This is a genomic window from Enemella evansiae (genome assembly GCF_002250705.1).
Lineage (GTDB): Bacteria > Actinomycetota > Actinomycetes > Propionibacteriales > Propionibacteriaceae > Enemella > Enemella evansiae.
Genome location: NZ_NMVP01000034.1, coordinates 83,010 through 97,947, shown reverse-complemented (window position 1 = coordinate 97,947; position 14,938 = coordinate 83,010). Strand labels below are relative to the sequence as shown.

14 protein-coding genes, 2 tRNA genes and 1 pseudogene are annotated in these 14,938 nt (G+C 68.3%); 12 read left to right on the top strand and 5 right to left on the bottom strand.

Translation table 11 applies throughout. From position 1 onward, the window contains the following. The first annotated feature begins 15 nt into the window (after nt 1–15). Together BI335_RS15930 and BI335_RS15925 are read left to right on the top strand one after the other, a co-directional pair. The gene (locus BI335_RS15930; protein ID WP_094432088.1) at nt 16–951 is read left to right on the top strand and encodes an NAD(P)-dependent oxidoreductase; all 936 of its coding nucleotides are present in this window, start codon (nt 16–18) and stop codon (nt 949–951) included. Next, entirely contained in the window at nt 948–2,252 is a 1,305-nt protein-coding gene (locus BI335_RS15925) for a M24 family metallopeptidase (RefSeq protein ID WP_094432085.1), read from the top strand. The genes BI335_RS15930 and BI335_RS15925 overlap by 4 nt, the downstream gene beginning before the upstream one ends. Nucleotides 2,253–2,896: 644 nt before the next feature. On the opposite strand, the pseudogene BI335_RS22135 reads toward BI335_RS15925, so the two are convergent. The 3 genes and pseudogenes from BI335_RS22135 to BI335_RS15910 form a co-directional block, all read right to left on the bottom strand. Next, nucleotides 2,897–3,733, bottom strand: a pseudogene (locus BI335_RS22135) (phospholipase D-like domain-containing protein); the annotation flags it as partial. A 3-nt stretch (nt 3,734–3,736) separates the two neighbouring features. Further along, nucleotides 3,737–4,069 (bottom strand): DUF202 domain-containing protein, encoded by a 333-nt coding sequence (locus BI335_RS15915; RefSeq protein WP_094432083.1) that lies wholly within the window; start codon nt 4,067–4,069, stop codon nt 3,737–3,739. Between the two features lie 10 nt (nt 4,070–4,079). Beyond that, nucleotides 4,080–4,457: a YidH family protein gene (locus tag BI335_RS15910; protein ID WP_229118141.1), complete on the bottom strand. Its 378-nt coding sequence runs from the start codon at nt 4,455–4,457 to the stop codon at nt 4,080–4,082. Between the two features lie 89 nt (nt 4,458–4,546). Between BI335_RS15910 and BI335_RS15905 the strand changes: the two genes are divergently transcribed. From BI335_RS15905 to BI335_RS15885, 5 genes are all read left to right on the top strand, one after another. After that, a tRNA-Gly gene (locus BI335_RS15905) sits at nt 4,547–4,620 on the top strand. A gap of 97 nt (nt 4,621–4,717) precedes the next feature. After that, entirely contained in the window at nt 4,718–5,458 is a 741-nt protein-coding gene (locus tag BI335_RS15900) for a class F sortase (RefSeq protein ID WP_094403913.1), read from the top strand. A gap of 66 nt (nt 5,459–5,524) precedes the next feature. Next, nucleotides 5,525–5,597: transfer RNA gene (locus BI335_RS15895), tRNA-Pro, on the top strand. A 154-nt stretch (nt 5,598–5,751) separates the two neighbouring features. Further along, nucleotides 5,752–7,206: a trigger factor gene (tig, locus tag BI335_RS15890; RefSeq protein ID WP_094432081.1), complete on the top strand. Its 1,455-nt coding sequence runs from the start codon at nt 5,752–5,754 to the stop codon at nt 7,204–7,206. Nucleotides 7,207–7,424: 218 nt separating this feature from the next. Then, on the top strand, nt 7,425–7,958 hold the full coding sequence (locus tag BI335_RS15885) for a hypothetical protein (protein WP_094432079.1): 534 nt from the start codon (nt 7,425–7,427) through the stop codon (nt 7,956–7,958). Nucleotides 7,959–8,043: 85 nt separating this feature from the next. Here the strand turns inward: BI335_RS15885 and fgd are convergent, their stop codons facing one another. Both fgd and BI335_RS15875 read right to left on the bottom strand, forming a co-directional pair. Continuing rightward, nucleotides 8,044–9,045, bottom strand: a complete 1,002-nt coding sequence (gene fgd / locus BI335_RS15880) for a glucose-6-phosphate dehydrogenase (coenzyme-F420) (RefSeq protein ID WP_094355904.1) — start codon at nt 9,043–9,045, stop codon at nt 8,044–8,046. Between the two features lie 34 nt (nt 9,046–9,079). Continuing rightward, nucleotides 9,080–10,039: a DMT family transporter gene (locus BI335_RS15875; protein ID WP_208109323.1), complete on the bottom strand. Its 960-nt coding sequence runs from the start codon at nt 10,037–10,039 to the stop codon at nt 9,080–9,082. 93 nt (nt 10,040–10,132) lie between these two features. Here BI335_RS15875 and BI335_RS15870 point away from each other — a divergent pair, with 93 nt between their 5' ends. The 5 genes from BI335_RS15870 (at nt 10,133) to BI335_RS15850 (ending at nt 14,909) form a co-directional block, all read left to right on the top strand. After that, nucleotides 10,133–11,002, top strand: a complete 870-nt coding sequence (locus BI335_RS15870; RefSeq protein WP_166646833.1) for a LysR family transcriptional regulator — start codon at nt 10,133–10,135, stop codon at nt 11,000–11,002. Between the two features lie 170 nt (nt 11,003–11,172). Next, entirely contained in the window at nt 11,173–12,384 is a 1,212-nt protein-coding gene (locus BI335_RS15865) for an MFS transporter (RefSeq protein ID WP_229119642.1), read from the top strand. A 184-nt stretch (nt 12,385–12,568) separates the two neighbouring features. Next, a complete protein-coding gene (locus BI335_RS15860) occupies nt 12,569–13,330 on the top strand; it encodes an SDR family NAD(P)-dependent oxidoreductase (RefSeq protein WP_094432074.1) in 762 nt (253 codons plus the stop codon). Nucleotides 13,331–13,384: 54 nt separating this feature from the next. Continuing rightward, nucleotides 13,385–14,182 (top strand): IclR family transcriptional regulator, encoded by a 798-nt coding sequence (locus BI335_RS15855; RefSeq protein WP_094432072.1) that lies wholly within the window; start codon nt 13,385–13,387, stop codon nt 14,180–14,182. Nucleotides 14,183–14,336: 154 nt separating this feature from the next. Next, nucleotides 14,337–14,909, top strand: coding sequence for an ATP-dependent Clp protease proteolytic subunit (locus BI335_RS15850; protein WP_094355907.1), 573 nt, complete (start codon nt 14,337–14,339; stop codon nt 14,907–14,909). Nucleotides 14,910–14,938: the final 29 nt, after the last annotated feature.

Here is a 14,938-nt window from a genome sequence, read left to right as displayed (position 1 = left end):
AGGAAAGGAAGATCGATGACCGACAGGCCAACCATCGGCTGGATCGGCACCGGACGGATGGGCGCGCAGCTGGTGCTGCGGTTGCTCGCCGCCGGTTACGACGTGACCGTCTACAACCGCACCGCGGCCAAGGCCGACCCGCTGGTGGCCCAGGGGGCGAAGTTCGCCCCGAAACCGGTCGGCCTCGCCGATCGGGACATCGTGTTCAGCATGGTCTCCGCACCCGCCGACCTGGCGGCCGTGACCACCGGCCCCGACGGCCTGCTCACCCACCCCGAGCACGCCCCTGGTGTGATCGCCGACTCCTCGACGGTTTCGGCCGAGGCCAGTGAGATCCTGCGCAAGGCCGCCGCCGAGCGCGGCACCGAGCTGCTGGCCACTCCGGTCAGCGGCAATCCCTCGGTGATCGCCGCCGGCAAGCTGACGGTGGCCGTCTCCGGTCCCCGCCAGGTCTTCGACCAGGTGGAACCGGTGCTGCAGGTCTTCGGCCGAGGTGTCACCTACGTGGGGGAGGGGGAGGCCGCCCGACTGGTGAAGATCGCCCACAACGTGTTCCTCGGCGTGGTCACCCAGTCGCTGGCCGAGATCACCGTGCTCGCCGAGAAGGGCGGGGTGAGCCGCGCGGCCTTCCTCGACTTCCTCAACGACTCGGTGCTGGGGTCAACCTTCACCCGCTACAAGACCCCCGCATTCGTGAACCTGGATTTCACCCCGACCTTCACCAATGTGCTGCTGCAGAAGGATTTCGACCTCGGGCTGGAGGCCGGGTACCAACTCGGCGTACCGATGCCGGTCGCCGGACTGACCCGCAACATCGTCGCCCAGGAGGTGGGCAACGACAACGTCGAACAGGACTTCGCCACCTTGCTGCTGACCGTGGCCCGCGGTGCCGGACTGCCGTTGCGGGCCGAAGACGTCGAGGTCAGCGACGGGCTGGAGGCCGATCGGTGAGCGCGGCGCAGCAGCACCGGCCGGCGACTGATTTCGAGCGGCCGTCGCAGCGGCCGGCCGGGGTCCGCCCGCTCGGCGCCCCCGGTCAGCTCGGCGTCGATTACGAGCACCGGGTCGACTTCGACCGGTTGCGCAACTACCGCCTGGGTCGGGCCAGGGAAGCGTTGGAGAGCAGCGAATGCGGAGCCTTCCTGCTCTTCGACTTCTACAACATCCGCTACACCACCCAGACCTGGATCGGTGGCGCGCTGGGCGACAAGATGATCCGCTACGCGTTGCTGATGCGGGACGCGGAGCCGATCCTGTGGGATTTCGGGTCGGCGGTGAAGCATCACCAGCTCTATTCCGACTGGCTGCCCACCGAGAACCACCGGCCCGGTTTCCTCGGTTTCAAGGGGGCGGTCGCCCCGGAGCCGACCGGGTTGATGCGGACCGCGATCGAGGAGATCCGCTCGCTGTTGAACGAGCGCGGGCTGGCGGATGCGCCGGTCGGGGTGGATCTGGTGGAACCGCCGTTCCTGTTCGAGATGCAGCGCCAGGGGTTGCGGGTGGTGGATGCCCAGCAGCACATGCTGGATGCCCGGGTGATCAAGAGCGCCGATGAGATCATGCTGCTCAACCAGGCGGCGGCGATGGTCGACGGGGTCTATCAGGACATCGTCGAGGCGTTGAAACCCGGTGTCCGGGAGAACGAGATCGTCGCGCTCGCCAACAAGCGGCTCTACGAATACGGCAGCGATCAGGTGGAGGCGATCAACGCGATCTCCGGCGAGCGCTGCAACCCGCATCCGCACAATTTCACCGATCGGATCATCCGCCCCGGGGACCAGGCGTTCTTCGACATCATCCATTCCTTCAACGGCTACCGCACCTGCTACTACCGCACCTTCGGGGTGGGCTGGGCGACCGAGCCGCAGCGCGATGCGTACAAGCAGGCAAGGGAATGGATGGATCGGGCCCTCGATGCCATCCGGCCCGGAGTGGGCTCGGACCAGGTCGCCGCGGTGCTGCCGAAGGCCACCGATTTCGGCTTCGAGAACGAGCTGGCGGCGTTCGGGTTGCAGTTCGCGCACGGGCTGGGGTTGGGGCTGCACGAGCGGCCGATCATCTCCCGGTTGAACTCCTTCGCCGACCCGGTCGAGCTGCGTCCGGGCATGGTGTTCGCGATGGAGACCTACTGTCCGGCCTCCGACGGCATCTCCGCGGCCCGGATCGAGGAGGAGGTGGTGGTCACCGAATACGGCACCGAGGTGCTCACCCGTTTCCCGGCCCAGGACCTGTTCGTGGCCAACCAGTACTGAGGCTCGGCGGTCACATCACCGCCGAGGTCAACCGCATCACGTTGTCGGTGTAGCGCACCCACACCGATCGCTTGCGCCACTGGGAAAGCATCAGCTCGAAGGAGTTGTCCCGGTAGTCCTGCAGCACGCTCTCCAGGTCGTGGATCATCTCCGGATCGACCGCGAACAGCGACACCTCGAAGTCGAGGAAGAACGAGCGCATGTCCATGTTGGACGACCCGATCACCGCGAGCTGGTTGTCCACCACCATCAGCTTGGTGTGCAGGATCGTCGGCGCCCGATAGAGGTGGATGTGCACACCCGCCTCCAGCAGCGCGTCGTAGTAGGACTGCTGGGCGTGGTGCACCATGAACTGGTCCCCGCGCTCCGAGGCGTACAAACCGCACCCGGACGCCGCGCTGGGCCGCGGTGGTGATGGCCAGCATCAGCGCCTCGTCGGGCACGAAATACGGGCTGACCAGATCCAGCTCACGCTGGGCAAGATTGACCAGGCCGACGAACATCCGCAGGTTCGGTTCGGTGCGGAAGCCCGGACCCGAGGGCACCAGCTGCATCGGGGCCATCGTGCTGTGCTCGTGCGCGGAGGCGGCCTCGTCGTCGCGGTCGCGGACGAGCTCCTCGGTCTCCTGGAACCAGTCGAGCGCGAACACCTGGGCGAGCTGGGCAACGATCGGCCCGGAGACCTCGACGTTCAGATCCAGCCAGTGCAGGTTCCGGCGGCGATTCTTCGCCTTCAGATAGGTCGGGTCGATCATGTTCATCGACCCCATGAACGCCACCTCGTCGTCGACGATCAGCAGCTTGCGGTGATTGCGCAGATCGGGCCGGCGCCATTGGCCACGCAGCGGGTGCAGCGGCATCATCGCGTGCCACTGGACGCCGGCGGCGGTCAGCCCGGTCTGAAGCTTCTTGTACTCCGGGTAGCCCTGGCTGCCGAGCTGGTCGAACAGCACCCGGACCGTCACCCCACGGGCGGCCGCATCGGTGAGCGCGGTGCAGAAGCGGTCGGTCACCGAATCCCAGGACATGATGTAGAACTCCGCGTGCACGGTGTGCTGGGCGGCCTCGACGGCCGCGGCCATCTCGTCGAAGGAGACGTCGGTGGGCAGCACCCGGCGGCAGTGGCCGGTGATCATCGGGAACGAGGTGAGTTCCCGGTTGCCGCGGGCGATCGAGGCCACCCCCGGCGGCGCGGTGAAGCCGGGCGGGTAGTCCGGGTCCGGTTCGAGCCGGCCCGCGAGCGCCCTGGTGGCGTACGCCTGGATCTCGCGCCGTTTCCCGCGCAGATAGGGACTGCCGATCAGCAGGTACAGCGGCAACCCGACGATCGGTACCAGCAGGATGATCAGCAGCCAGGCCGAGGACGAGGAGGGGGAGCGGTTCTCCGGCACGGTGCCGACCGCGACGATCTTGATCCCGTAGTCGATGATCACCACCACGATCGACCAGACCTGGGCCCAGTTGATGCTGTTCCAATCCATGCCTCAGCCCTTCACCAGGATGACGATCAGGGCGACCAGCGCGAACAACCCGACGCTGCCGCCGAGCAGCAGCACCGACCAGATCGGTGGCTGCAGGGTGTCGTCGCTGATGCTGTGCACACCGCGGCGGTGCCGGACCCGATGGGTGAGTGAGGTGATCAGGGCGACCACGCTGATCAGCCCCACCGCGGTGAGCACCCAGGGCCCGTAGTGGCCGACGTAGCGCAACAGCAGCAACCCGACCAGGAACAGCGCCATCGCGGTGCGGCTCCAGGCCAGTGTGGTGCGCTCGGGTTGCAGCCCGGGGTCGTCGTGGCTGGGGACCCTGGTGGACATCAGCGCCGCCTCATCGGGCCGTGGCGACGATGAAGGCCAGGGCCGCGGCGGAGAGCAGCACGCCGAGTCCGAGGATCGGCACCATGCTCGGCATCGGCAACGGCCGGTTCTCCCGCATCGCTCGCTCCACCCGGAGCCAGCGCCCGACCGCGGTGCCCGCCATCACCAGCGCGGTGATCACCAGGATCAGCGACGCGGCCCGTCGCAGCTCGGGATGGAAGATGTCGAAGGTGAACGCCTCCAGGGCGACACCGCCGCCGAGCAGCGCCAGCGAGGTGCGGATCCAGGCGAGGAAGGTGCGCTCATTGGCCAGCGTGAACCGGGGATCCGGCTCGCTGCCCCCGGGCAGCAGTCGCCGGGCGAGGGAGGAGCGTCGATCGTCGGTCACGGGGTCAGTCTGCCGCATCGCGGGCGGCCGGCGTGCGATCCGAGGACCGCCCGGTTGGGCTATGCTGTACGCCGCACGGTTGCGTGCGCGCGGATGTAGCTCAATGGTAGAGCCCCAGTCTTCCAAACTGGCTACGCGGGTTCGATTCCCGTCATCCGCTCCAGACGGAGATTTCCGCATCCTGCGCGGTGGCGCTGATTGGGGCCTGGCCGGTTCAGCGACTACCCTGCAAGTGCCGGAGCGTCGGGGGAGTGGGAGAAATGCAGTTTCTGAAGAACCGAGTCGTCCAGGTCGTCCTGGGCCTGGTCGTCGTGGCCATCGTGGTGGTGGGGGCGATCTTCGCCTTCGGCCCCAAGCAGACCACCACCGAGGTGGCGGCCACGCCGAATCCGGCCCCGCAGGAGCCGAGCTTCGAGAGCTCCGAGCCGACCCCCGTCGCGACCACCAGCACCGCGGCCCCGCCCGCATCGCCCACCGGGAGCAAGACGCCGGCCACCGAGTCGTGCACCAACACCGATGAGGACATCAAGGACCCCAAGAAGCTGACTGTCGAGCGGATCGGCGTCGATTCGCCGATGATCACCGTCGGCAAGGACGAGGCCGGCAACCCCGGCGCCCCGCCGAAGAGCGCGTCGAACACCACCGCCTGGTACAACGGCAGCCCCGAGGTCGGCTCGGCCCAGGGCAACGTGATCCTGACGATCCACACCTACCAGACCGGAAACGCGCTGGGGAACCAGCTCTATGACGGTGGCAACAAGGCCCTCAAGGAGGGCGATGTCATCAAGATCTCCGACGGTGAGGGCAAGCAGGTCTGCTACCGCTACACCAACAACCTCAAGGTCTGGGAGAAGACCTACGACCCGGCCTCCGGCGTCTTCTTCAACCCGACCGGCCCGGCGCAGCTGGCGATCATGATCTGCTGGGACTTCAACAAGGAACGCGAGAACTGGGACAGCCGGATCATCTTCTACGCCCCGAAGATGCCGAAGGCGGCCTGAGGCCGACCCGGTTCGATTGGGCGAAGCGTCGCCTCCGCGGGTTACACTGCGGGGGCGCGTTCGCGCCGGGGCGTAGCGTAGTGGCTAGCGCGCCTGCTTTGGGAGCAGGAGATCGCAGGTTCGAGTCCTGTCGCCCCGACCCATCCACCGCCGGTGCCGGGCAACCGGCCGGATCGGCATTTGCCTCGCGCTGCCGGGTGGGCGATAGCATTGCGCGGGTGTGCCCCTGCGGGGGCAGTGAGCGGTACGCCCGGCGTACCGGAATCCAGGAATCATTTGATCAGGAGTAGACCTTGCCAAGCACCGTTGAGCAGCTGAGCCCGTCCCGGGTCAAGATCACCGTCGAGGTGCCCTTCGCCGAGCTGAAGCCCGCCCTGGACAAGGCGTACCGCGACATCGCGGGCCAGGTCAACATTCCCGGCTTCCGGGCCGGCAAGGTCCCGCCGATGGTCATCGACCAGCGCTTCGGCCGGGGTGTGGTGCTGCAGGAGGCGATCAACTCCTCGCTGCCCGAGCTCTACGGCAAGGCCGTCACCGAGAACAACCTCAACCCGCTCGGCGAGCCCGAGGTCGAGGTGACCAAGCTCGAGGACAACGAGCTGGTCGAATTCACCGCCGAGGTCGACGTCCGGCCCGAGTTCGAGGTGCCCGACTTCGAGTCGATCACCGTCGAGGTGGAGAAGCCCGAGGTCGGCGACGAGCAGCTCGAGACCCAGCTGCAGACCCTGCGTGAGCGCTTCGCCACCCAGGTGGACGTGGACCGCCCGGCCGCCGAGGGCGACGTGGTCACCCTCGATCTGGTCGGCTCCAAGAACGGTGAGGAGCTGGCCGAGGCGACCGCCGAGGGCATCACCTACACCCTCGGCTCCGGCGGCATGCTGGACGGCCTGGACGAGGCCGTCACCGGCAAGTCCGCCGGCGAGGAGGTCACCTTCACCTCCGAGCTGGTCGGCGGCCCGCTGCGCGGCGAGCAGGCCGACATCAAGGTGACCGTGCAGAAGGTCCAGCAGCAGGAGCTGCCGGAGATCGACGACGAGTTCGCCCAGCTGGTCTCGGAGTTCGACTCCGTCGAGGAGATGAAGGCCGACCTGTCGGAGAACCTGGTTCGGATGAGCCGGCTCGAGCAGGCCGCCAACGCCCGGGACAAGGTCCTCGAGGCGGTCATCGAGAAGGTCGAGATGGACCTGCCGGAGAAGCTGATCGAGGCCGAGGTGCAGGCCCGCCACGAGCAGATCAACGGCCAGCTGGCCCAGGCCGGGCTGACCCTGGACCAGTACCTCGAGGACGGCGAGACCGAGCAGACCGCCGAGGAGTTCTGGGCCGAGGTCGACACCCGCTCCCGCGATGCGCTGAAGGCCCAGCTGGTGCTGGACAAGATCGCCGACGACCGTGAGGTCGGGGTGGACCAGAACGACCTGACCCAGCACATCATCCGCAAGGCCCAGCAGAGCGGCACCTCCCCCGAGCAGGAGGCGCAGCACATGATGGAGCACAACCACATGGCCGAGTGGATGACCGAGATCCGCCGCGGCAAGGCGCTCGCGCTGATGGTCGAGGCCGCGAAGGTCACCGGCCCCGACGGCGAGGACCTGAACCTGGCCAACCTGCGCGGTGACGGCACCTACGCCGACCCGGAGGCCGAGGACGCCGAGGCGGAGGCTGCTGAGGCGGAGGCCGGTGAGACCGAGGCCCGCGCCGATGAGTCGGGCGACAAGGCCGACGAGGCGAAGGCCGACGACAAGGCCTGATCGGCCGGTTCAGACCTGGTACGCGAAAGCGGCCCGTCCCCTCGGGGGCGGGCCGCGTCGTCTTCTCCCGGGTCTCAATGAATGATCATGGAATATTCGGCCCCTCATCCGAAGTATTCGGATATAAGTGCGAATATTCCATGGTCATTTTTCGGGTTTGGGGTGGACTGTCAGTGGCGACCTGCAGACTTCAGATCGACCGAGGCAAGGAGGCGATCATGGAGTTGGCTACCGTCGCGAAGCAGGGGATCGAGTTCGCACGATCCCGTCCGATCCTCAGCATGGCCTATCCGTATGCCTGCGCCGCCGCCGGAGTCGTTGCGCTAGTCGGCCTATTCGTCGGGATGCGCCCATTGGATGTCGTCAGGTTGGCTCTGGAGAGCGTCGGTGTCGACATGGGTTGGCTGACGATTGCCAACGAGTGGTCTCTCGCGCATGAGTGGCTGCTCGGCTATGGGTGGGTGATCTTGTTCATCAGCTTCTGGATCATCACATTGGTTCAGCTCGGTGTGAACGCCCGGGTCTACTCGACGTTCTGGCTCGCGCTCGCGGTGGGCCTGCAGGGCGGCACCATGACGCTCACGACATTCGTCGGGTATCTCGGATTGCCGCTCCTGATCTGGCTCGTGCGGAACCGGCGCGGCACCGTTGGGTCTGACTGGATCGGGGGACTTCTGCTCGCGCTGGCCACTGTCCTGATGCCCCTGTTCTGGATGCTTGATCCCGGGAGGCGTTTCCGGGCGACGCAGTGACGCGTCAGCCCGGTGCCACCTCGCGCACCTCATCGCCAGGGCGGCGCTGCCGCTGACCAGCGCAGTGGCAGATCCGCGTACTCGCTCAGCCGAGTTCGCGGGCGCCGGCCATCACCTGTTCGGAGAAGGTGGTCAGGAAGCGGGACTGGTCGTCACCGGGGGCGTGGAAGACCAGGTGGTTGAAGCCGAGATCGGTGTAGAACTTCAGCCCCTCGATGGCCTGTTCCGGGGTGGAGGCCACGATCCAGCGCTTGGCGACCTGCTCGATCGGCAGCGCGTCGGCCGCCTCCTCCATCTCCTCGGGGTCGGTGATGTCGTGCTTCTGCTCCTTGGTCAGCGACAGCGGCGCCCAGAACCGGGTGTTCTCCAGTGCCCGTTCGGGATCCGGGTCGTAGGAGAGCTTGATCTCGATCATCCGGTCGATCGAGTCGAACTCGCGCTTGTTCAGTTCGGCGCCCTCCTTGACCGCCGGTACCAGCTGGTCGCGGTAGAGCTCGGCGCCCTTGCCGGAGGTGCAGATGAACCCGTCGCCCTGACGGCCCGCGTACTTGGCCATGGTCGGCCCGCCGGCGGCCACGTAGACCGGGATCGGCTGGTCGGGGCGGTCGTAGATCATCGCGTCCACGGTGCGGTAGTAATCGCCCTCGAAGGTGACCCGGTCCTGGGTCCACAGCGCGCGCATCAGGCGTACCGACTCGCGCAGCCGGGCGAACCGCTCCTTGAAATCCGGCCATTCGGGCAGGCCGACGGCGATCTCGTTGAGGGCCTCACCGGTGCCCACGCCGAGCATCACCCGGCCCGGATAGAGGCAGCCCATGGTGGCGAAGAACTGCGCCAGCACTGCCGGGTTGTAGCGGAAGGTCGGGGTGAGCACCGAGGTGCCGAGCAGCACCCGTTCGGTGCGTGCGCCGACGTGGGAGAGCCAGGCCAGCGAGTTGGGGGCGTGCCCGCCCTTGTGCCGCCAGGGTTGGAAATGATCGGAGATGGTGACCGAATCGAAGCCGAGTTCCTCGGCCTGCACCGCATAGTCGGCGAGTCGTCGGGGGCCGAACTGTTCGGCGGAGGCCTTGTAACCGATCTGGATCATGGTTCGCACTCTAGAGCGCGTCCGGGCGTACGCCTCAGCGGGTGTCCGCTGGGACGCGGTCGGGTTGCCGCGGCGACGAGGCCGCCGCCACCGCCGGTACCCGGCTGCGGTGCTCATGCCAGGCCAGTGCGACCACGGTGGCCAGCACCACGACGAACCCGACCCACTGGGTCGCCGACAGGCTGGCGTGCTGGATGAACACCCCGACCGCGGCGGCGGTCAGCGGGAACGCCAGCTCGGCCAGGGTGGCGCGGGCGGCCGGGGTGGAGCGCAGCCCGTAGTAGTAGAGCACCAGCGCCAGCAACCCCGGTACCAGGGCGAGCGACAGCAGCCGCGGCCAGGTGCTCACCGGCAGCACCAGCGGGGCCCCGGTACCCAGTGCCACGATCAGCAGGGTCAGCATGCCGAAGAAGAAGCGCAGCGCGGTGACCTGGAAGAACTTCAGCTCGGTGCTGGCCAGCCGGCCGAGCACGGTGCCCAGTGCCCAGAGCGCGGCCGAACCGAGGCCGAGCAGGGCGGGGATCAGCGACTTCACTCCGACCGAGAGCGGGTTCGGGAACGCCAGCAGCCAGGCGCCCGCGACCGCCGGTGCCAGGAAGAGCCAGAACTTCGGCCGCAGCCGCTCGCCGAGCAGCAGGGCGGCGAAGGTGATCGCGATCAGCGGCTGCAGTTTCTGCAGCACCTGCGGGGTGATCGGGTCGCCGTAGCGGAAGGCCAGGGTGAACATCACCGTCGCCAGCGCCGAGGACCCCGCACCGATCACCAGGGTGGCGATCCTGGTCCGCAGGCTCGCCCGCCACCAGGCCCGCAGTGCCCCGATCAGCAGGGGAGAGGTGAGCAGCACCAGCAGCACGTGCTCGCCCAGCACGATCGAGGTGGAGGCGTACTCCTTGGAGAGCGGCGAGCGCAACAACCCGGAGAAGCCCCACATCGCGGCAGCGAGTGCGACGAGCCAGGTGCGGTCCGGGGTGCGGGAGGTCGAAGAGTGCGGCACCCGTTGAGTCTGGTACCGGCCGAGGCCTGCGACAAGCGCAAGAAACGCAGCCTCATCATGCATCGCACGCATGGCTCGATCTACGCTGGCCGGGTGGAACTCACCCAGCTGCGCACCTTCGCCGCGGTCGCCCGGACCGGCTCGATCTCCCGGGCCGCCGCGGAGCTCGGTTACTCCCAGTCGGCGCTGTCGCGGCAGTTGCAGGCGCTGGAGGCCGATCTCGGCGTACCGCTGTTGGAGCGGGTCGCCCGTGGCATCCGATTGACCCGGCACGGCGAGGCGCTGCTGCCGCACGCCCGGGAGGTGGTGCGGTCGGTGGCGCAGGCGCGGGTCGACGTCGCGGAGGCCGCGGAGGCGGAGGTGCGGTTACGGCTGGGGAGTGTGCCCTCGGCGACCGCCTCGTTGGTGGTTCCGGCGCTGGCGGTGCTGGAGCGGACCCGACCCAGGTTGGCCGTGGCACTGCGGCAGGGTTCGGCCAGCGGGCTGATCGGGGCGCTGGCCGCCGGTGAGCTGGATGCGGCGGTGGTGCTCGCCGGCCCCGACGACCGGCCCCGGCCCGGGTTGGTCGCCGAACCGGTGCTCACCGATGAGTTGCGGCTGCTCGCCCCGGCCGGCCACCCGGCCGCCGCGGCGGGCGTACCGGTCGCGCTGGCCGAGCTCGCCGATCAGACCTGGGTGGAGGCCGTCGGTGACCAGGGCCTGCTGCGTCGGGTCGCGGCCGATGCGGGGCTGCGGCCGCGGCGGGTACGCCGGGCGCCCGACCATGCGGCGCGGGTCGCCTATGTCTCCAGCGGACTGGGGCTGGCCCTGGTGCCCGGCCTGCTCGCCGCCGACCTGCCGACCGGCCTGGCCGCGGTGCCGCTGCGCAATGCACCGACCCGGGATCTGGTCCTGGTCCGCCCGGAGCGGGCCGAACAGTCGGCCGCGCTGGCCGCGGTCCGGGAGGCCCTGACCGGATCCTGAGGTGACGCCCCGGGATCCCCGCGTCCGAAATCCCCACGCCCCGCCGCACCGGCGGGCGTACCTCGCCATGCCTGGCACGACAGCTGGTTGACTCCTGTTTTCGCGCGAACTACATTTGCACAGTAAGTGCATATGTTGCACAACGCGAACATCACAGCAAAGGAGCTTCGATGTCGACCTCAGCAGTTCCCGGCCCCACGGCCGGCCCCGATATGAAAAGCGTCGAGCGGGCGACGCTGAGCAAGGTCCGGCGGCGGTTGCTGCCGATCATCGCGGTGCTGTACTTCATCGCCTTCCTGGACCGGAACAATGTGGGGTTCGCGAAGCTGACGATGGGTCCCGATGTCGGGCTCACCGAGGCGGCCTTCGGTTTCGGGGCGGGTGTGTTCTTCATCGGGTACGCACTGTTCGAGGTGCCCAGCAATGCCGGCATGGTGCACTTCGGCGCCCGGAAGTGGATCGCGCGGATCATGATCTCCTGGGGGATCGTCTCCACCGCGATGATCTTCACCACCGGACCCACCTCGTTCGCGGTGCTGCGCTTCCTGCTGGGCGTCGCGGAGGCCGGCTTCTTCCCGGCGATGATCTTCTATCTGACGCTCTGGTTCCCGCAGAAGGTGCGGGTCACCGTGCTCGGCACCTTCATCCTGGCCCAGCCGATCTCGAACGCCATCGGCGCGCCGCTGTCCGGAGCCATCCTGGCGATGCCCGAGTTCCTGGGCGTCCAGGACTGGCAGTGGCTGTTCATCATCGAGGGCGTCCCGGCGATCGTGCTGGGCGTGCTGGTACCCAGACTGCTCACCGACCGGCCCGAGGAGGCCAGCTGGCTGAGCGAGACCGAACGCGGCTGGCTCACCTCGACGATCGCCCACGAGAACTCCTTGGTCGCGCAGACCGGGCACGGCCGCTTCCTCGACGGGCTCAAGGACTCCCGCGTCTGGGCGTACGCGATGCTCAACTTCGGCATGGTCTGCGGCATCTACGGTTTCGGCCTGTGGCTGCCGACGGTGATCAAGTCCCTCGGTCAGTTCTCCACCATCCAGGTCGGACTGATCTCGGTGATCCCCTACGGTGCCGCGGCGATCTTCCTCTATCTGTGGGCACGCAACTCCGACCGCACCGGGCTGCGCGCCGCGCACGCCGCCGCATCGATGGTGCTCGCCGCCGTCGGACTGGTCGCCGCCGGCCTCGCCGCCGGCAGCTCACCGGTCCTCGCGCTGTTCTTCCTGACCATCGCCGCGATGGGGTCTACTCGGCCACTGCGCCGCTGCTGGCGATGCCCGCCTCGGTCTTCGTCGGGGCGGCCGCAGCGGCCGGCATCGGCCTGGTCAACGCGGTCGGCAACGTCGGCGGGTTCGTCGCCCCGTATGCCGTCGGCCTGATCAACCAGGCCACCGGCGGTACCAGGGTGAGCCTGTTCTTCCTGGCCGGCCTGCTCGTCCTCACCGCCGTCGCCACCATCGCCTACGCCGGCCGGCGGCCCGAGGGCCGGGTCCAGGTGGTCGACCGCTGAGCGCGGCCGGCATCCGCGAATCGCTTGCAGACAAAGAAAACAAGGAGCAACAGATGAACCGCACCCTCGACGGCCGTACCGCCCTGATCACCGGCGGCGGTGTCGGCATCGGCCTGGCGATCGCCCAGGAACTCGCGCACCGGGGCGCCCGGATCGCGATCACCTACCGGACCCACCGGCCCGATGACGCCGCACTCGCCGGCCTGCAGGAGGGATCCGGACAGCCGGCACTGGCACTCCAGGTCGACGTGACCGAGCCCGACCAGGTCGACGAACTGGCCGCCACCATCCGGCGCGAGTTCGGCACCCTGGACGTCCTGGTCAACAATGTCGGCGGGCTGATCCAGCGCGCGACGATCGCGGAGATGGAGCTGGCTCTGTGGCGTACCGTCCTCGCCACCAACCTCGACTCCACCTTCCTGGTCACCCACGCGATGCTGCCGCTGCTGCGCCGCCCGGGCGGGCGGATCGTGAACATGGCCTCGCTGGCCGGCCGCAACGGCGGCCACCCCGGGGCGACGGCGTACGCCACCTCGAAGGCCGCGCTGTTCGGCTTCACCCGCGGGCTGGCCAAGGAGCTCGCGCCGGAGCAGATCACCGTCAACGCGGTCGCCCCCGGGTTCATCGAGGACACCCCGTTCCATTCCACCTTCACCAGCGAGGACTCCAAGCGGCAGACCATCGCCACCATCCCCGCCGGCCGGGCCGGCGTACCCGCCGACGTGGCCCAGGCGGTCGGCTGGCTGACCGAGGACGGCGCCGGGTTCGTCACCGGCACCATCGTCGACATCAACGGCGGGCAGTACTTCGGCTGAGCGGGAGCGGGGCATGAGAGAATCACGGTCAGCCGAGCCAGGGGAGGAGCACTGATGTCGCAGACGGTGCAGCGGGCGATCACCATCCTCGAACGGTGCAGCGAGCGGCCCAGCACGGCGCAGGAACTGGCCGACGTGCTGGGCACCCACCGCACCACCGCGCTGCGGTTGATCCAGACCCTCGAGGGCTCCGGCTTCCTGCGCAATGTCGGCAACGGGCACTACGGCGTCGGCTTCCGGCTGGCCGGGCTGGCGTCCCGGGCGGTGGAGCAGTTCGACCTGCGCGCGCTGGTGCATCCCTATCTGCAGCGGCTCAGCGACGAGGTCGGGTTCACCGTCCAGCTGGCCGTCCCGCAGAAGGACCGGCTGATCTATGTGGACAAGATCGAACCGCCGTCCTCGATCACGCTGAACACCCGGATCGGCGGGGAAGTGGTGATCCATACCGCCGGGGTCAGCAAGTCGATCCTGGCCTACCTCGAACCGGAGCAGCGGGAGGAGATCATCGCCCGCGCCAGCTTCGAGAAGTACACCGACCACACCATCACCGCGCCCAAGCAGTTGCGTACGGTGCTCGCCGAGGTCGCCGAGCGCGGCTGGTCCAGCGACGACGGGGAGTACGAGGAGTTCTCCAACTGCATCGCCGCACCGGTCTTCGGCTCGCAGGGCGAGGTGGTCGGCGCCCTGTCGATCACCGCGTTCACCCACCATGCCACCATCGCCGAGCTCTCGAAGCACCTGCCGAAGCTGCTCGAGACCACCCGGGAGATCTCCCGCGAACTCGGCGCCCCGGCCTCGGTCACCCGCGCGGTGAGCAGCGGCGCCGGGGAGCCCGCGCCCCGGGCCTCCTGACGCGGTACGCCCGGCCGGCGTGGGTGCGCCCACAGCGAACATGCGCCGAGATCGCTCAGGTTTGCCGACGCCGCCCGGTAGTTTCGGTTTCGTGAACAACATCCCAGAGAATCCAGCGCTCATCCGAGCCGCCGCCAACGGTGGCGGTCCGAGCATGACCGACAACGTGTACCAGTCGCTGCTGGCCAACCGGATCATCTTCCTGGGGTCCGAGGTCCGCGACGAGAACGCCAACGCGATCACCGCGCAGATGCTGCTGCTGAACGCCGAGGATCCCGACAAGGACATCTACCTCTACATCAACAGCCCCGGCGGTTCGGTGGACTCGGGCATGGCGATCTTCGACACCATGCAGTGGATCTCCAACGATGTCGCCACCGTGGCGATGGGCCTGGCGGCCTCGATGGGGCAGTTCCTGCTGTCGGCGGGTACGCCGGGCAAGCGGTACGCGCTGCCGCACAGCCGGATCATGATGCACCAGCCCTCCGGCGGCCTCGGCGGTACGGCCTCCGACATCCGGATCCAGGCGGAGCAGTCGCTGCACATCAAGAAGGTGATGGCCGAGCTGATCGCCCAGCACACCGGGCAGACCGTCGAGCAGATCAACGCCGACTCCGACCGGGACCGCTGGTTCACCGCCGAGCAGGCGAAGGAATACGGCTTCATCGACCACGTCTACGAGAACGCGTCCCAGATCCCGCGCGGCGAAGACGCGCCGAATCAGTGACATCGAACCAGTGAGGAGGGACACCATGA